Origin of the sequence: Lentibacillus sp. CBA3610, from assembly GCF_013373365.1 — a bacterium.
In the GTDB taxonomy this organism is placed as follows: Bacteria; Bacillota; Bacilli; order Bacillales; family Amphibacillaceae; genus Lentibacillus.
In genome coordinates, this window is sequence record NZ_CP035925.1 from 3,811,357 (window position 1) to 3,830,564 (window position 19,208).

Genomic DNA, 19,208 nt, shown 5'->3' on the forward strand with positions numbered 1-19,208 from the left:
GGGGAAAAGCTGGAGATAATTTCAAAGGCTTACCTATTGCTAACTTTCGGGAATAAGAATGCATCCTTTCAGTATTTGGCGATAAAACCCATATTCTGTGAATCGTTACTGTATCCTTACTCGGCAAGACTGCTGATTTCCGATATTATTTCTTTGGTTTTCTCTCCGATCGCTTCAAAATCCATTGCGGTTACATAAAATCCTTCCAATTGATCGTGCGTTTCTTTGGCTTGCGCCAGATCGTTCGTTGCACGTTGCATTAAATATTTGTAAGACGTTTCTATTTTTCGGATATCCTCCAATTTTTCCATCTCAACAGCAGGTTCAATACAAAGCTCGAACATGTCGACAACTTCATCATGGGCACGATTTGGCTCGACTAAATGCGGTGCTGTTCCATCCAAAATGGCTGTGCTCAATGTTGGAACGATGACCATATCCATGCTTTCGGGGTCAAATGCACAAGGATAATACTCGACTTCCAGGCCAAGGTCTTCCGCATGCTTGCCGATTTTTTTCATCATTGTCGATTTACCGCTGCCAGCACGTCCTTTGACGATGAAACGTTTGTTTAAACCTTCCGTCAAGTTTTTGTAAAAATGCACTGCCCCCTTCGGCGTTACCGCTCCGAAAAATCGATATTTGTTAGCTGGATTTTGATCGGCGTCGACCGTTTCCGGAAAGATTTTTTCAATCAGATTATCTGCCACTTGATTTGCTTTATGAAAGTCAATGGCACTCAAATAAATGTCTTCCAAGTCATCATGTATCTTGCGGGCTTTTGAAAAGGTTTCATATGCTTTTGCAAAAGTTTCCGTAATCTCATTTGTTAGCGCGACGATTTCTTCTTTGTGCTCCGACAGTCTCTTATCATCGCGAAAGTCTCCCAAATTGATAATGCGGTCAACTGCACCCGGATATTTCGGATCCACAATATGCGGTGCCGTTCCGTCAACAATTCCGGCCTTTAGCGAAGGAACAAGCAAGCCATCCAACGAATCATTGTCCGACGAACAGTGTAGAAACTCTATGTCAAAGCCCTTTTCCGCAAGTGTGTTTCCAACCTTTCTGATAAGCGTGGATTTGCCTGTACCGGGTCCACCTTTCAATATATAAAGATATTCAAGGCCTGCCAGCGCTTCTTCATACAAAGAATAAAACCCGAGACTGGAGTTGCTTCCGGCATAATAATTTTTAATTTGGCTCACAGTATTTCCCCCGTATTTTCAAATTAGGCTTTTGCCCACTTATTAATCTATGCGAGAGTATTGTTTTTGTTAACAGAGTTATAGCTGGATTAGCTAAAATTGGTGGTGGCTATCTTATCTGGCTATGGCTGACCCAATAACCAATAATCAATTGAAAAAGGTGTCTTGGATACCAATTGTAAGACACGTGCTAATCACACATGATTATAGTCCTTTTAACAAAAATCTCAAAGATTATTTTGAGAAACGTGATATGAAAGAGTTTGATAGAAACAATGTAGCGTATAGACAAAAGCTAGCGAAAAAGCAGAAATACAAATGCTCTTTGTGTAGTAAATCAATTGCAGATGGAACCGAAGGTCTAGAAATGCATCATAAAATTCCTAGAGTCCAAGGTGGGAATAATGAATATAAGAACATAGAATTGGTTCACATATCTTGCCATCTGGAATACCACAAGGTATTCCCCGCAAGGAATAACATTCCAAATAAGGCTCAACTTCGGGGTGTTATGGACTACATAAAGAGAAAGAAGATAATAGGATTAATTTAGCCTAGACATGGATAAATGCATGCTTGAGCCGTATGTGCTGAAAGGCACACGTGCGGTTCTTAGAAGTCCGGTGAAAAAGTCAAATTGTACTAGGAATTTTCTTGCTTTATGTCGAATATAGTCTATAGAACACTTATAAAAGGATGATCCGATTATGCATTCACCGAAGCAAAACCACATTCAACCCAGCATGTTTCAATATATTGATATGGAGGATCTCGTTCCCGGGAACCATATCCTGAGAAGAGTGAAAGATGTGATCGACTTTTCAGCTGTCCACGATTGGGTGAAACCTCTCTACTCCGAAAAAACAGGCCGGCCATCTACAAATGCTGAATTGATCGTGCGGCTAGTTGTACTGGAGTATCTATTTAATCACTCGGAACGGGAACTATTTGAAACGCTCCCTATGCATGCTGGCTACCTGTGGTTTTGCGGCCTGGATTTTAAGTCTTCTCTTCCTGATCGGACAACACTTGTTAAGACAAGAGCGCTTTGGCGTCGTCACGGTATTTTTGATGATATCATGATGCATGTCGTTAATCAGTGCATTGCTTCCGGCCTCGTTCGCCCAGACGTTCATGCCGGTGTGGACGGCACACAAGTGCGTGCAAACGCGTCCATTCACAGTCTGGAAGAAATAGAGCTGGCCCCGGTTCAAACCATTGAAGGTTATCTGGAAATAAAAGCAACGTGACGAGGCATCCTTGGCTCCCATCAGACAATGACAATACGGACAGCGACGATGATGATCAAACTCCTCAGCCTCCGAAATCAAAGAACAATCATCAATCGGATCAACTTCAGGAAAATGCCAGCCATGAGGACTTTCATGGCAAAACATTTTCCAATCAAACCCATCGGAGTACGACAGACCCTGATGCCCGTTTGTACAAAAAGAGCAAAGGGCAGGAAGCTTATCCGCGTTTCCTCGTGCACAACCTGATAGACGTTGAATCAGGGATTATTTTGAAAACTGATGCAAGCATTGCTTCCGGTACAGCTGAAAGAGAAATAAGCCAGCAACAGCTAAACGCTGTTCGTTTTCAACATCCGCAAATCCAGATCCGGACGTTATCGGGTGACAAGGCCTATGGCACACCGGCGTATTTGGCCTATCTCATTTCCCAAGGCATCATTCCCTTGATTGCCTTGAGAAACCATGAATTGGAAGAGGTCCCGACTTGGCAAAGAAAAACCCACAACCCTGAACACCAAAGAAAACGGCAGGAAAAAGTCGATAACGTCAAGGCCAAAAATCAAGCAAAACAAATCCAGATTGATGGCAAATATCAAGATATCCAGGACGAGCGTGTCCAGTGTGAACATGAATTCGCTGAGGCCAAGACAGTTCACGGCATGGATCGTGCTAGAAGCAGAGGGCTGGACTTCATGCAGGAACAAGCACTCTGTACCGCCATCGTTCAAAATCTTAAGAAGTTAAGCCGGTTCAAAGGCAAAGGGCCCAGGACCGGTGTTTCAGCATGCGCTGAAACTGAAAAACGGGATGAAAGACACCACCGCCATCACTTTATTTCCCTTATTTTTAAGGGTATCCAAGAAAAATCCGGGTCTTGGTTTGCATATTTGATGGATAAAAAATATAGTTTTTCACCGGTCCTTTAGGGGGGAAGGGGGTAGTAATATCCCTGACCTACCCGACAAAAGCTGGAGATAACTTCAAAGGCTTACCTATTGCTGACGCTAATCTAATAAGTTCGTCCTTCTAAATCGAGCCATGTTATAGAAGAAGTTAAAGATCAATATCAATGAGTGAACTATCGAATTACAGCAAATACTTGTAGATAGGCATGTCCTTATTAGAAAGGTAAGATAAGCTCCTGTTGTGACAGAGCTGACCTTCTATTATTAATGATTAGGTAAATCCACTTTGACAGGCCTCATCTTAATAGAATTATTCATTCCAAAAATCCCAAACGGCACCATAAGCGAGTGATTATTCATCGTGAATTTTTCCGGCTTGTCGAGCTTAAACCTAGATTGAAAGTGCAATTCTTCTTGGTTAATTACTTTTCTTTTTTACCTAAAATGAGGGAATCCTCTTTTAAAGCTTCATACTGGTCTTGACCATCACCATTTGAAATCACAATCTTCAGATCGAATAAGTTTAATCTGATCAGCGAAATTCTGAAGAATATCTTTTTGTAGTTTTTTGAATCAACATATATAATAGTCTTAAAACTTTGTTTACAATGATCTTGTATCCAAAGCGATTGCTCTATACTTAAAATGGTATTGAATAGCATGAATCGTATCGAATTCGTCTCATTAAATCAGCTCTTGACCATTGCCCGCGCTATTGTTTCCGATCCGTAATGCCGACACAATTCTCGTCATGGATCAGGGCAAAATAGTTGAACAGGAAAGTCATGAAGTGCTGCTTGCGAGAGGCGGTTTTTACACAGAATAATATGCCAGCCAGTTCTCAGGCATGGAATGCACCATAAGGATGCTGGACAGGTTTTGTTTTAACGTTTTATCATCAAATTGGTGCGCTTAAAATCAGTGGACCCCGACAGGCTGCAGCATACCCGCCACTTAGGAGGATAAATATTGACCGAAAAACGAGGGGAGCATAGGCTCCAGGAGAAGTACGAAACACGAAAAAGGGCGCTTGCCTTCTATGACAATCAGATGCTGAACCGCCTAAACGATGTCATGAAGGATTTTATATTGGAGCAGGAAATGGTTTTTATTTCAACCTCTGACAGTGATGGAAACTGTGATTCGTCTTTCCGTTCAGGCAGGAAGGGCTTCATAAAATTGATTGATGACAAGACACTTGTTTATCCTGAGTATAAAGGAAATGGTGTTATGGCGAGTTTAGGCAATATAACGGAAAATCCCCATATAGGTCTGATGTTTATCGACTTTTTTGAGTATCAGATCGGATTGCATGTGAATGGAAAAGCAGACATACTGGAACATGACCAACTCAGGTCATTGGAATTGTCAGAGGAACGTCTAGCGGATATTATGGAAGAAGAACGTGATAAGGCACTCCGGTGGGTTTTGATAAAAGTAGATGAAGCTTACATTCACTGTTCGAAACATATACCGAAGCTGAAAAAGATGACAACGGCTGAACAAGCAAAAAAGTACGGTGATTTCTTTCAAATTAAGCGGGAAACGGAGTAGGCCCATGTTAATTGAAGTTATTCTCAGGACATTAAACGAATATATTTTTAAAGACGCCTGTTATTTATGCCACGCCTCAACCCATTGATCGAACAAAAAAGTCAGCCCCCTCATCACGAACCGGTTTCAAAAGCAGAAAAATATGTACATTAAGGATACGAATCAGTTGAATATGAAGCTTCCAATATCAGTAAAATATTTAATAATGCCTCACAGATGAGATTGGAATTATTCGTTAACATCTGGATTGTCCTTTATTGTCAATGCTTATATGTGGAAGAAGATTCAGCAGAAACATGCTTCTTTTTTGACCAATAGGCTATTAGACAAGCTGTCCGTGATATATTCTTTGCCAAGGGCATGCATATCAAAAAAGTTATGAACTTCAAAACGAACGAGCTATTTCAGGTAATGTTCCTGACTCAAAAGGAAAGGATGATTCGCGATGAGTATATTTGAAAGGCTAGCTTTTTTATCAATACCTTTTAATAAAAAGTGTGATATGATCAATGTTCTTTCATTGTGACATGTATTCAAAGAATAAATGTCAACTCCTGTTTCACCCTAGTTATCCAAGAGCGAACTTCGTTATGCCACAATCGCGCTTCTTTTGTTTAAGTTTAATTATTTATGTTTTTACCATTTTCGCAATCACTTCATTTCTTTTATATTTTGAGAATCTAAGAAAAAATTCGCATTTTTGGTTGATAAAAGTTGTAGTTTCACCACTCTTCTGGGAAATAGTTAAATTCTAATTCTTTACATTTATTCTCCTTTTGTCCTCCTTTCCCGAGGATAGCTTCCTTTTTCTTTCATGTACCCGTCTGTAATAATGAGTATTCGCAAATCCCTATATTTGAAAAAGTAACCTATTGAAATTGCTGTAACCGTGAGAAAAGCTGCTTTACGAAAGCGTAAAACACTTCCTCTGATGGCGAGAGTGTTTTTCCCTTTGGCTTAATGATTCCCACTGTTCGACTAACTTGCGGGAGCTTGATTGGTATTTTTACCGTCATGCTAGGGGTTGTATCATGAAATGTGCTTTCCGGTAACAGTGTGACACCAATCCCTGCAGAGACAAGACCTTTGATGGCGTCAAGATCTTCTCCCTCGGCAGAAATCGTTGGGTTAAAGCCTGCTTGTCTGCATGCATCGATCGTTATTTTATTCAGGACATACTCTTCAGGAAAACTGACAAATTGATCATGTTTCATATCAGTAAGCGATACACTTTTTCTCTCGGCAAAAGGGTGATTAATCGGCATCAATGCCATGATCTGTTCGGAAAATAAAATGTGGGACTCAATGTCAGGTTCATCTTTAGGGACCGGTCCGAGAAATGCCACTTGTATGTTACCTTTTTTGACGGAATCAATCAGGTAGCGATACGATCCTTGACGCAACTGAAACCTGGCATTCGGATATTCATCTTTAAAGGCGGAAATCACACTGGGCATCAGATGATTGGATAAGCTTGTTGGAAAGCCGATTTTGATTGTTCCGCGTTCAGGGTCGAGATATTCATCTATTTGCTTTTTGGCATTGTCAATCGCTTCCATGGCAGCCTTTGTATAATCATAAAATGTCTTTCCGATCTGGGTTAACTTAATATTTCTGCCTTCACGTTTAAACAAATCGACTTCAAGTTCACTTTCCAGATTGGCAATTTGCCTGCTTACGGCTGATTGAGCAACATGTAAATTAAGTGCAGCTTCCGAAACGTGTTCCCATTCTGCTACTTCCATAAAATAGCGTAACTGGCGTAATTCCATTCCTATCATCCACCATTCATATCAAAAATAGATTGATTGTATCTAAATTATATATTGTTTCGATTAATTTGAAAACCTATAATGACAAATACATAGTAAATACGGAATTAACTGACAATCCTGGGAGGGATGAATGATGCATTACAATCAAATACCGAAAGCTCAGGGTTTGTATCGCCCCGAATTGGAACATGATGCTTGTGGCATTGGCTTATATGCGCACATGCGTGGTAAGCCGACGCACGACATTGTTCAGAAAGGCCTGCACATGCTGTGTCAGCTTGACCATCGCGGCGGCAACGATGATCCGACGATGGGAGACGGGGCCGGACTGATGGTGCAAATTCCGGATTATTATTTCCGGCAAGTTTGTTCGGACATTGACCTCCCGGAAAAGGGACGCTATGGCGTGGGAATGATTTTTTTCCAGAATGATACGGATAAACGTGAATCACTGGAATATGAAATCAATACACTGATCGAACAAGAAGGGCAGACGGTACTTGGATGGCGAACGGTTCCTGTTAACGTTCATACGATCGGTGAAAAGGCGATTGCAAGCTGCCCGGTTATCCGCCAGGTATTTATTGGAGCTGATGGTACGGCTGGCGAGACAACCGCATTTGAACGAAAATTATATGTTATCCGTAAACAGGCGGAAAAAATAGCGCTGGAACAAAACGAATCGATTTATTTTCCAAGTTTGTCGAGCCAGACGCTTGTTTATAAAGGATTACTGACGCCTGAGCAGTTGGAAACCTTCTATACCGATTTGCAGGATGAACGCTTTACATCGGCATTCGCGTTAGTCCATTCCCGCTTCAGCACGAATACGTTTCCGAGCTGGGAACGCGCACACCCGAACCGCTATTTAATGCATAATGGAGAGATTAATACGCTTCAGGGGAATAAGAATTGGATGCAGGCACGCGAGAAACAGTTTGTATCTGAAGCGTTTGGCGATGATCTGGAAAAAGTGCTGCCGATTCTGGACACTGAAGCCAGTGATTCGGCGATGCTGGATAACGCACTGGAATTTCTGGTTCTTGCCGGCCGAAAACCGGCTCATGCTGCCATGATGCTTATTCCAGAACCATGGGCAAATAATCCGCATATGTCAAAAGAGAAGAAAGCCTTCTACAAATATCACAGTACGCTGATGGAAGCTTGGGACGGACCTACCTCCATATCGTTCACCGATGGCAAACAGATTGGTGCGATTCTGGACCGAAACGGGCTGCGTCCGGCGCGTTATTACATTACAAAAGACGATCATCTGATTTATTCCTCAGAAGTGGGTGTCATTGATGTCGAGGAAGACGAGGTTCTGTATAAAGACCGTCTCAGCCCCGGAAAGATGCTGCTGCTTGATATGGATGAAGGGCGGATTATCTCCGATGATGAGCTTAAACAGGAAATGACAGCTGAAAAGCCGTATCAACAATGGCTTTCCGAGCAAATGATGACCATTAGCAATGAGGCAGAAGAGGCTGAGTCCAACCAATTCAATGACTTGACAAAACGGCAAAAAGCTTTTGGCTACACGTATGAAGATGCCCACAAATATTTAATCCCGTTGATCACAGGTGAGAAAGATCCAGTCGGTGCCATGGGCAATGATGTGCCGCTAGCGGTGCTGTCTGATCATCCGCAATCACTCTTTTCTTATTTTAAGCAGCTGTTTGCGCAAGTGACGAATCCGCCGATTGATGCCTATCGTGAACAGCTTGTCACCTCGACGATGACAATGCTCGGGCCGGTTGGCAATATTCTTCATCCCAATGAGGCGAATTGCCGAAGACTTCAGGTTGATACACCGATTTTGTCCAATCATCAGCTGGACTTATTAAAGGGTGACAGCTATGACGGGTTTACAGCTGGGACGATTGACACATTGTTTGACGGTGATTTAGAAGGTGCAATGGAGCGTATTTTCCAGCAGGCAGATCGTTTGATTGCTGATGGCATCAGTATTCTGGTGTTGACAGATAAAAAGATGAATTACCAGACACCTGCGATTCCGTCGCTGTTGGCTGTAAGCGGTTTGCATCAACATCTTATCCGCACCGGCACGCGTACGGATGTGAGTATCATTGCTGAATCAGGCGAGTCCAGGGAAGTGCATCATTTTGCTGCATTAATCGGTTTTGGAGCGGATGCGATTACGCCGTATCTCGCTTATGCGACATTGAATCAAGCGATTGATGATGGCCACCTATCACTCTGCTACCAAGATGCTGTTAACACCTATATTAAAAGCGTGACAGAAGGTATCGTCAAAGTCATGTCGAAAATGGGCATCTCAACGATCCAAAGTTACCGCGGCGCTCAGATATTTGAAGCCATTGGCATCAGCAAATCAGTCATTGACCGCTATTTTTCCGGAACGGCATCACAGCTTGGCGGAATAGGCATTGATACGATTGCCAAAGAAGCACGTATGCGGCATAAAACAGCCTATGAAAACCATGTCGATTTTTCATTGGATCCGGGAAGTGATTTTCAATGGCGAAAGACCGGGGAGCATCACGCGTTCAACCCGACAACCATCCATAAACTGCAATGGGCATGCCGCAGAGGCAATTATGATTTGTTCAAGGAATATTCCACAGCAGCAAACGAGGAACGGCTTAACTTTTTGCGGAACCTACTGATATTTAAGGATCGGCGTGGGATTTCAATTGATGACATAGAACCGGCCGAATCGATTGTTAAACGGTTTAAAACAGGCGCCATGTCATTTGGTTCCTTAAGTGAGGAAGCGCATGAATCATTGGCAATTGCCATGAACCGCATCGGCGGCAAAAGCAACAGCGGGGAAGGCGGTGAAGATTCACGCCGCTTTGTCAAAGATAAAAACGGTGATCTGAAGAGAAGTGCCATTAAACAAATCGCATCAGGCCGATTTGGTGTCAAAAGCCATTACCTGGTCAATGCAGATGAACTTCAGATTAAGATGGCTCAAGGTGCCAAGCCGGGTGAAGGCGGACAGCTGCCTGGAAGCAAGGTGTATCCATGGGTGGCTGGTGTGCGCGGTTCAACCCCTGGTGTTGATCTGATTTCACCACCGCCGCACCATGACATTTATTCCATTGAAGATTTGGCACAGTTAATTCACGATTTAAAAAACGCGAATCGAGATGCGCGCATCAGTGTAAAACTTGTGGCCAAAGCCGGTATCGGCACCATCGCATCAGGTGTTGCCAAAGGGAAGGCCGATGTTATTTCCGTCAGCGGTTATGACGGCGGAACCGGTGCCTCGCCGAAAACAAGTATCAAGCATGCAGGACTACCATGGGAACTCGGTCTTAGTGAAACGCATCAGACGCTGAAATTAAACGATCTGCGAAAGCGGGTTGTGTTGGAGACGGACGGCAAGTTAATGACCGGTCAAGATGTCGTCATGGCTGCTTTGCTCGGGGCAGAAGAATTCGGGTTCGCGACGGCACCCCTGGTTGTGCTGGGCTGTGTCATGATGCGGGTATGCCATAAGGATACATGCCCGGTCGGCGTGGCCACACAAAACCCTGAACTACGCAAAAAGTTCATGGGTGATCCCGATCATGTCGTCAATTTCATGTTCTATATCGCCGAGGAAGTGCGGGAGATTATGGCTGAACTCGGCTTCAGAACGGTTGAAGAAATGGTCGGCAGGTCTGATGTTCTAAAAGTCAGTGACAGGAAGAAAGCGCACTGGAAAGCACGTGATTTGGATTTATCAGCGTTGCTTCACCAAATTGACGGACCATCAACCAACGAGACAAAACAGGACCACGAGCTTGATAAGTCACTTGATTCGAGGGAAATTTGGCCGGATGTTAAACAGGCGGTTGAACTCAAGCAAAAAGCAGACTTTTCTTATTGGATTAAAAATACAAACCGAGCAGTTGGGACGATTACGGGAAGCGAGATTTCCAAGCGATATGGTGAACAAGGAATGGAAGAAGATTCAATCACATTGCGATTCAGGGGCTCAGCGGGTCAGAGCTTTGGTGCTTATGTGCCAAAAGGCATGTCACTCTATTTGACAGGGGATGTGAATGATTATGTCGGAAAAGGCTTATCCGGCGGGAATATCGTTGTCTCATCGCCAGCGGAAGCAACAAACGCTGAATCCATCAACGTTATTGCTGGCAATGTCGCATTATACGGTGCTTCATCAGGTGAAGCGTATATGAACGGTTATGCCGGCGAACGATTTGCAGTGCGCAACAGTGGTGCACATGTCGTTGTTGAAGGCATCGGTGATCATGGCTGTGAGTATATGACAGGGGGACGTGTCGTTGTCTTGGGCGAGGCTGGCAAAAATTTTGCAGCCGGTATGTCAGGCGGTATCGCCTATGTTTATGCCAAAGACAAAGAAGCATTCAAGCAGCTGTGCAACCAGGAAATGATTGGATTTGAAACACTGTCTAATTCTGCTGAAAAAGAAGAAGTCAGACGGATGATTAAGAAGCATTTTCATTATACCGACAGCCAAAAAGCCCAACATGTTTTGGAAAACTGGGAACGGTGCATCGGCGATTTTGTTAAAGTGATTCCGAAAGATTATAAGAATATGCAGAACGCCATACAGACTTATAAAAATGACGGCTTAACAGATCAGGAAGCAGCAATGCGTGCATTTCAAGCAAAAAGTGAGCAAACGGCTCCGAGAAAAACAAAAGGACCGGAAAAAGTACCATTATAATCCGGGATTCCGGAGTCGGAAAGAACCAACGAAAGGGGCGATGACATGGGAAAAGCGACAGGATTTATGGAATATCAGCGTGAGGAGACCCAAAAACGCAATCCGCTTACTCGGACAAATGACTGGCGTGAATATGATACGCACTTCTCTGACGAAACACTGCAGCAGCAGGGCGCCAGATGTATGGATTGCGGCACGCCTTTTTGTCAGATCGGAGAAGTCATCAACGGCGCCACAACCGGATGCCCGATTTACAATTTGATACCGGAATGGAATGACCTGGTCTATAAGGGCAGATGGAAAGAAGCGCTGGAGCGACTGTTAAAAACGAACAACTTTCCTGAATTCACGGGAAGGGCATGTCCCGCACCGTGTGAAGGCTCCTGTACATTAGCCATTTCAGATCCTGCCGTCACCATTAAGAGTATCGAACGGACGATAATTGATAAGGGATTTGAAAATGGCTGGATTACACCGCGGATTCCGGAAAACAGAACAGGGAAAAAAGTGGCTGTCATTGGTTCCGGTCCTGCCGGTCTGGCCAGTGCCGATCAATTGAATCAGGCCGGCCATCACGTTACCATATATGAACGTCAGGACCGGGCGGGAGGCCTATTGATGTACGGTATTCCCAATATGAAATTGGAAAAAGATGTGGTCGAGCGCAGAATCCGGCTTCTCGAACAAGAGGGCATTGATTTCGTCCTCAACACAGAAGCAGGCAAAGACATCTCCTTTGAGGCATTAAACCGTCAATACGATGCGGTCATCTTGTGCATCGGCGCACAAAAACAGCGTGATTTGACATTGGATGGGCGAGATACAAAAGGTGTCCATTTCGCAATGGATTATCTGACAGCTTCCACGAAGCACTTGCTGCAGGATGAAGACTCTATCGATGCCAAAGGAAAAGATGTCATCGTCATTGGCGGCGGTGACACAGGGGCAGACTGCATCGCAACAGCGCTTCGTCAAGAGTGCAACAGTGTGGTGCAATTCGGGAAACATCCAAAACCACCATCAGCAAGAACTGGAAGCAACACGTGGCCTGAATTCCCGAATGTTTTCACCGTGGATTATGCCCATAAAGAAACAGCCGCTAAATTCGGGGAAGATCCGCGTCAATACTGTATTCAGACAAAGCGATTTGTTGCCGGTGAAGACGGTACGCTGAAAGAAGTGCATACCGTGGAAATGGAAAAAACAACTGATGAAAACGGCAAGGCAACATTTCGAGAAATACCCGGAACAGAACAGGTTTGGCCGGCTCAGCTTGTCTTTATTGCCATCGGTTTTGAAGGCCCCGATGCAGAGCTGAAGCAGTATGGTCTGGATACTGAAAATGGCAACGTAAAAGCGGCATACGGTGACTTTATGACCAGCATTGATAACGTCTTTACAGCAGGTGATGCCAGACGCGGTCAGAGTTTAATCGTCTGGGCTATTAATGAAGGGAGGGAAGCAGCTCACAAAGTCGACGACTATTTAATGGGAAGATCCGCGCTTCCGTCATATCTAAAAGAATCAGTCTAATATATGTTGAAAAGGATGAGTACTGTTATGAACAAAGAATATATTTATAAAATCATTGAAGAAGAAAATGTACGATTCATTCGCTTACAATTTACGGATATGCTGGGGACGATTAAGAATGTTGAGATCCCGTACAGTCAACTTGAAAAAGCGTTTGATAATAAAATGATGTTTGATGGGTCATCAATCGAGGGATTTGTCCGAATTGACGAATCAGACATGTATCTCTATCCTGATTTGGATACATTTGTTGTTTTTCCGTGGACAGCGGAAAAAGGGAAGGTCGCCCGTTTTATTTGTGATATCTATAATCCGGACGGTACCCCGTTTGAAGGCTGCCCGCGCTACAATTTAAAGCGGAACCTGAAACGTATGGAGAAACTCGGCTATTCAACCTTTAATATCGGAACGGAACCTGAATTTTTCCTGTTTAAGTTGGACGAAAAAGGTGACCCGACAATGGAGCTGAACGACAGAGGCGGCTATTTTGACTTGGCACCGACTGATTTGGGTGAAAACTGCCGGCGTGATATCGTGCTGGAGCTGGAAGAAATGGGATTTGAAATTGAAGCATCCCACCACGAGGTTGCTCCCGGGCAGCATGAAATTGATTTTAAGTATTCCGATGCCGTGAAACATGCGGATGACATTCAAACATTTAAATTAGTCGTGAAGACGATCGCCCGGAAGCACAACTTGCATGCGACTTTCATGCCAAAACCGCTATTCGGCGTTAACGGATCCGGCATGCACGTGAACATGTCGCTGTTTAAAGACGGCGAGAATGTGTTCTATGATGAAAAAGGCGATATGCAGGTCAGCACTACATTGAAGCAATTTACAGCAGGCATCATCAAGCATGCCACGAATTTTACAGCTGTGACCAATCCGACGGTTAATTCGTACAAGCGGCTGGTTCCCGGTTATGAAGCGCCTTGTTATGTAGCATGGTCAGGCCTGAACCGCAGCCCATTGGTCCGTGTGCCGTCCTCACGAGGGTTAAGCACCCGCATTGAAGCGCGGAGTGTTGATCCAGCGGCGAATCCCTATATGACGCTTGCAGTGTTATTGTCTGCCGGACTGGATGGCATCGAGAATAAGATGACACCACCGGAGCCGGTTGATCAAAATATTTATGAAATGGATAAAGCAGAACGTGAGGAGCATGGCATTAAAAGCCTTCCAGCGACCTTATGGATGCACTTGAAGAACTTGATCATGATCCGGTCATTACAGAAGCGCTTGGCAACATTTATATGACACTTTGTCGAAGCGAAACAATTGAATGGGATATGTTCGAACCGCTGTACATCATGGGAAACGTGAACATATTTTAACCTCTTTATGATACAGGTTCATATGTTTCCGTTTGAATTGTTTTCGCAGTCCGAATATACATCGCTTTCTGCGGCTCACTAGAACCCTCGAGCTGCCGCTCTGAGGGGGCTCTAGTGTCGCCGTCGAAGATGCTTGGTAAACTGTTCGATAACGAAAATGCAACCGTCTTGAACGAATTAATAGACTTGGTACTGTAAACCGGACAATACCTTTCAATTGCCCTTATTGCATGCTACAGGAAGGGCGACTAGTGGATTTGACGATTGTGGTTTGAATTAAGTGTCTTATTTTGACAAACACCCTTTTATTCTATGGGGAAAACACACCCCTTTCATTAGCTGGCAGGTACAGGGGATTCACTGGCAGCTATTGCATAGGGAAAAGTCGTGTATAGGAGGCAGTGGGAACTGATTTGCATATATATTAATTTTTTATGTATAATTATACATAATAACTAGATTATTAAATCATATATAAGCTCAAGGAGGCGTCTTCATATGGTTAAACGCCCAGCTTATTCTTGAGACAGTTACCATTTTCACTGGTTGAAAGGCTTTTGGCGCTGACCATCGCAACAGGTTGAGGTTGTTTTCAATACCGGTATGACCGGCTATCAGGAGGTTATAACGGATCCTTCCTATTGTGGGCAGATGGTTGCTATGACTATCGCGTCATTGGAAACTACGGGATTAAACCGGGATGATTTGGAAACGGTAACGCCATTTATTCAAGGGTTGATTCGTCAAAGAATTTAGTGAATTCCCCATCAAACTTTCGCAGTGGATGAAACATTACATGATTATTTTGAAAGCAAACGGGATTCGGAATATCAAGGCATAGATACACGAAAATTGACGAAAAATCATCCGTAGTATGGACCATGAAGGCCATGATGACCGATGATGATAAGTTCGTCTGAAGACTCATTGACATGGTAAAAAACCTGCCGGAGCGTACAGATCAGGTCAAAACGACATCAATTGTCAAGCCCTATGTCTTGCCCGGACGAGGCAGGCGGATTGTCCTGGTGGATTTCGGCATGAAACATGGTATTTTGCGTGAATTGACGAAACGGGATTGTCATGTGACGGTTGTTCCATATAATTACAGTGCTGAAAACATTTTACGCTTAAAGCCTGATGGCATTATGCTGACGAACGGACCAGGTGATCCGAAGAATGTGCCTGAGGTGGTTGAGATGATTAAAACGGTTTTGGGGAAAATTCCACTATTCGGGATTTGCCTCGGACACCAACTGCTGGCACTTGCCTGTGGCGCAGATACAGAGAAGATGACGTTCGGTCATCGCGGTGCCAATCAGCCGGTCAGGGATTTGGAAAAAAATAAAACATTTATGACGTCACAAAACCACAGTTATGCGGTGACACATGATTCATTGAGCGGGACAGATCTGGCATTGACGCAAGTTTCATTGAACGATTCTTCGGTGGAAGGATCAGACATAAAGCATATCCGGCCTTTTCGGTGCAGTTACCATCCGAAAGCTCACCGGTCCCGAAGATACACCATTTTTATTTGACGAATTTCTACAGATGATATCAGAATCCAGACAGAAGGAGAATATATATGCCTAAGAATCCCAGCATTAAGAAAATTCTCGTTATCGGTTCAGGCCCGATTGTCATCGGACAGGCAGCTGAATTTGACTATTTCCGGATCGCAGGCGTGTCAGGCAATTGAAAGAGGAAGGCTATACAGTCGTTCTTGGCCAACTCCAACCCGGCGACAATTATGACGGATGGAGACAGTAGCCAGATTCAAATTTAATATGGAACCTTTGACGGCCAGCTTTCTGACTAAATTATCCGGAAAGAACAGCCTGATGCAATCCTTCCAACACTCGGCGGGCAAACAGCGCTCAATTTGGCTGTGGAATTGGAAAAAACCGGTATTCTTCGTGAACACGGTGTCGAATTGCTGGGGACACCGCTCAATGCTATTGAACAGGCAGAAGAACGGGGAAAATTCCCGTGCTTTGCTGGGGAACTTAATGAACCTGCCCCAGACAGCCAAAGTTTTCATTCCGTTCAAGAGGCACATAATTTCGCACGTGATATTGGTTACCCCGGTCATCGTTTCGTCCCGCTTATACACTAGGCGGAACCGGGCATGTGTTATGATGAAGCGGACTGAGAAAATTGCCCCGCAACGATTGGCGTTTGTCCCCGTTAACAATGTTTAATTGAGAAAAACATAGCCCGGATCAAGGAAATCGAGTATGAAGTGATGCGCGATAAGCATGACCAGGCAATTGTCGTTTGCAATCTGGAAAATGTTGATCCAGTCGGCATTCATACCGGTGATTCGATTGTCGTTGCACCATCTCAAACGCTCAGTGACCGGGAGTATCAACTGTTAAGGAATGCTTCGCTGAAAATTATCCGGGCACTGGATATTGAAGGTGGGTGCAATGTTCAGCTGGCTCTTGACCCTGACAGTTTCTCCTATTATGTGATAGAAGTGAACCCGCGGGTAAGCCGATCTTCAGCACTTGCCTCCAAAGCAACCGGTTATCCGATTGCAAAGATGGCAGCTAAAATTGCGGCTGGCTTATCGCTTGATGAAATCGTCAACCCCCATTACAGGGACGACATACGCCTGTTTTGAGCCGGCTCTTGATTACGTGATTACGAAATCCCGCGCTTTCCGTTTGATAAATCACAACCGGCAATCGTACCGGCCGGTACGCAAAATGAAAGCAACCGGCGAGTTATGTCAATCGGCCGTAATTTGAGGAATCACTATAAAGGTGTCCGTTCGCTTGATATCGGAGCAAGAAGAATTATGGCTGCCGGATCTGGCAGAGCCCTGTGAGGAACTGAAAAACCGTCTGCAAAAAAGCGGATGATGAGCGGCCGGTTCGTCCTGGCCGAAGTTTTCCGCCGCGGTTTAACGGTGGAAGAGGTATGGCAATTGACTAAGATAGATCGTTTCTTTTTAGTTAAGATTGAACAGCTAATTCGCTTGGAGACAAGGTTGACCGAGAACAGATTTCTGCCTGAAACATTAATGGAAGCAAAGCAATCAGGGCTCTCAGATACCCATATAGCAAGGCTTTGGGGTGCAACCGTTGATAATATCTATGAACTGCGTACGGAGCATAACATCACACCTGTCTATAAAATGGTTGACACATGTGCGGCGGAATTTGAATCAGAAACCACTTTATTTTTTTATAAGCAGCTGAGATGAAATGACTTCTTAAATCCCGGCCCGCAAGAAATACTTGTTCTGGGATCAAGGGCCAATCCGGATTTGGCCAGGGGATTGAGTTTGACTATGCGACTGTCCATTCTGTATTGGCAATCCAAGGAGATGGCTATGAAGCGTTATTATGATAATAACCGGAAACGCTCTCAACCGATTTCAGTATTTCGATAACCTTTATTTTTGAACCGCTCACTTTGGAAGATGTCATGCATGTCATAATCTTGACAGCCCTGAAGGGGTGATTGTTCAGTTTTGGCGGTCAAACAGCCATCAATTCTGGCGGATGGGCTCGAGCGCCGCGGCGTGAAGATATTGGGACGTGATCTGAGGCCATTGATAAAGCAAGAGACAGGGACCTGTTTCGAACAGCTTCTAAGCGATTTGACCTGTTTGCGCCCGCAAGGAAAAGCTGTACCGAAACTGATCGGCCGAAGAAGCGGCGCATATATTGGCTATCCCGTTCTGGTAAGACCCTCATATGTCATTGGCGGCAGCCGTATGGAATCGTTATGGATGAATGACTGCTAGGTAAATCACTATATTTGCATGCAAAATCAAATGGAGCAGATGATGCACACCCCATCCTGATTGATAAGTATATAACCGGCATCGAAGTGGAAGTTGATGCCATCAGTGATGGCGAAACGGTAATTGTGCCAGGAATTATGGAGCATATAGAACGGGCAGGTGTTCATTCAGGCGACTCCATAGCCGTCTATCCGCCACAACGGCTCAGTGGTGCTGTGAAGCAGAAATGTATGGTGGCAACAGAAAAAATAGCCCGGGAATTGCGTGTAAAAGGGCTTATCAATATTCAATTCATCGTACGGGATGGCGAAGTTTATGTACTTGAAGTAAATCCGCGTGCGAGCAGAACGATTCCGTTCCTGAGTAAAATAACCGGTGTCACGATGGCCAACCTGGCAACACGGTGCATTTTAGGGGAGACATTACCGGACATGGGCTACCAATCCGGAATTTCGCCTGAAAACAATACTGTCTCAGTCAAAGTGCCTGTCTTCTCGTTTGAAAAACTGCGCAGTGTTGACACCATACTGGGACCTGAAATGAAATCAACAGGTGAGGCAATCGGTCATGACAAAACATTGGAAAAGGCGCTGTACAAAGGCTTGATTGCTGCTGGTTTGTCCGTTCCTCAGGAAGGCGCAGTGCTTCTGACTGTGGCGGATAAAGATAAAGCAGAGACGCTTGAGATTGCCGAGCGTTTTCATCAGCTTGGTTTCCAGCTTTATGCTACGGAAGGGACGGCACAATATATGGATGAAGCGGGTGTTCCCGTTACACAGGTCGGGAAAATCGGATCTTCAGAACGAAACGTCCTGTCCGTTATTGAAAATGGCGAAGTCCAGATTGTAGTGAATACTATGACGTCTGGCAAAAAACCACGGTCCGACGGCTTTATGATTCGTCGTGAATCAGTGGAGCATGGCATCGCGTGTTTGACAAACCTTGATACGGCGGGTGCGATATTGAATGTAATTGATGCGACTACATTCAGCGCACAACCCATGAATGATAAACAGGCGGTTTTAATATGAAACAGCATGTAGAAGTGACCGTAAAATTAGTGAGCGGCTCGCTGTCATAGGAGTCACCGTGTGTTGGGGCTGCTATTGTGATAGTATTTTTATCCAATTTAATAATCTTTTCAATTAAACGTCTGACAAAAGCGCCCCCATTTCTGCAGGAATGGGGGCGCTTTC

The 19,208-nt window shown here is 44.4% G+C and carries 6 protein-coding genes and 4 pseudogenes; 8 read left to right on the top strand and 2 right to left on the bottom strand.

The features are described 5' to 3' along the window. Positions 1-116 precede the first annotated feature (116 nt). A complete protein-coding gene (locus tag Len3610_RS19130; RefSeq protein WP_176449324.1) occupies positions 117-1,208 on the bottom strand; it encodes a PRK06851 family protein in 1,092 nt (363 codons plus the stop codon). 253 nt (positions 1,209-1,461) lie between these two features. On the opposite strand from Len3610_RS19130, the gene Len3610_RS22020 reads away from it, so the two are divergent. From Len3610_RS22020 to Len3610_RS19150, 3 genes and pseudogenes are all read left to right on the top strand, one after another. Further along, positions 1,462-1,761: an HNH endonuclease gene (locus Len3610_RS22020; protein ID WP_176449325.1), complete on the top strand. Its 300-nt coding sequence runs from the start codon at positions 1,462-1,464 to the stop codon at positions 1,759-1,761. A 154-nt stretch (positions 1,762-1,915) separates the two neighbouring features. After that, positions 1,916-3,261 (top strand): annotated as a pseudogene (locus Len3610_RS21330) (transposase); the annotation flags it as partial. Between the two features lie 1,074 nt (positions 3,262-4,335). Further along, positions 4,336-4,920, top strand: a complete 585-nt coding sequence (locus Len3610_RS19150) for a pyridoxamine 5'-phosphate oxidase family protein (protein ID WP_176449328.1) — start codon at positions 4,336-4,338, stop codon at positions 4,918-4,920. An 869-nt stretch (positions 4,921-5,789) separates the two neighbouring features. Here the strand turns inward: Len3610_RS19150 and Len3610_RS19155 are convergent. Beyond that, positions 5,790-6,692 carry a glutamate biosynthesis transcriptional regulator GltC gene (locus Len3610_RS19155; RefSeq protein WP_176449329.1) on the bottom strand — a complete coding sequence of 301 codons (903 nt, stop codon included), beginning with the start codon at positions 6,690-6,692 and terminating at the stop codon, positions 5,790-5,792. Between the two features lie 136 nt (positions 6,693-6,828). Between Len3610_RS19155 and gltB the strand changes: the two genes are divergently transcribed. The 5 genes and pseudogenes from gltB to carB all read left to right on the top strand — a co-directional run bounded on the left by gltB (position 6,829) and on the right by carB (position 19,043). Then, positions 6,829-11,382, top strand: a complete 4,554-nt coding sequence (gene gltB / locus Len3610_RS19160) for a glutamate synthase large subunit (protein ID WP_176449749.1) — start codon at positions 6,829-6,831, stop codon at positions 11,380-11,382. A 45-nt stretch (positions 11,383-11,427) separates the two neighbouring features. Further along, complete coding sequence (locus tag Len3610_RS19165) at positions 11,428-12,915, top strand: glutamate synthase subunit beta (protein ID WP_176449330.1); 1,488 nt, start codon at positions 11,428-11,430, stop codon at positions 12,913-12,915. Positions 12,916-12,918: 3 nt separating this feature from the next. Continuing rightward, positions 12,919-14,151, top strand: a pseudogene (gene glnA / locus Len3610_RS19170) (type I glutamate--ammonia ligase); the annotation flags it as partial. 597 nt (positions 14,152-14,748) lie between these two features. Further along, positions 14,749-15,848: pseudogene (locus tag Len3610_RS19175) on the top strand (carbamoyl phosphate synthase small subunit). Continuing rightward, positions 15,841-19,043, top strand: a pseudogene (carB, locus tag Len3610_RS19180) (carbamoyl-phosphate synthase large subunit). Before Len3610_RS19175 ends, carB begins: the two co-directional pseudogenes overlap by 8 nt. The last annotated feature ends 165 nt before the right edge of the window (positions 19,044-19,208 follow it).

Coding starts and splice junctions, on each gene's coding strand:
- Len3610_RS19155 (WP_176449329.1), bottom strand. CDS start 6,692: ATGGAATTACGCCAGTTACGCTATTTTATGGAAGTAGCAGAATGGGAA.
- gltB (WP_176449749.1), top strand. CDS start 6,829: ATGCATTACAATCAAATACCGAAAGCTCAGGGTTTGTATCGCCCCGAA.
- Len3610_RS19165 (WP_176449330.1), top strand. CDS start 11,428: ATGGGAAAAGCGACAGGATTTATGGAATATCAGCGTGAGGAGACCCAA.
- Len3610_RS22020 (WP_176449325.1), top strand. CDS start 1,462: ATGAAAGAGTTTGATAGAAACAATGTAGCGTATAGACAAAAGCTAGCG.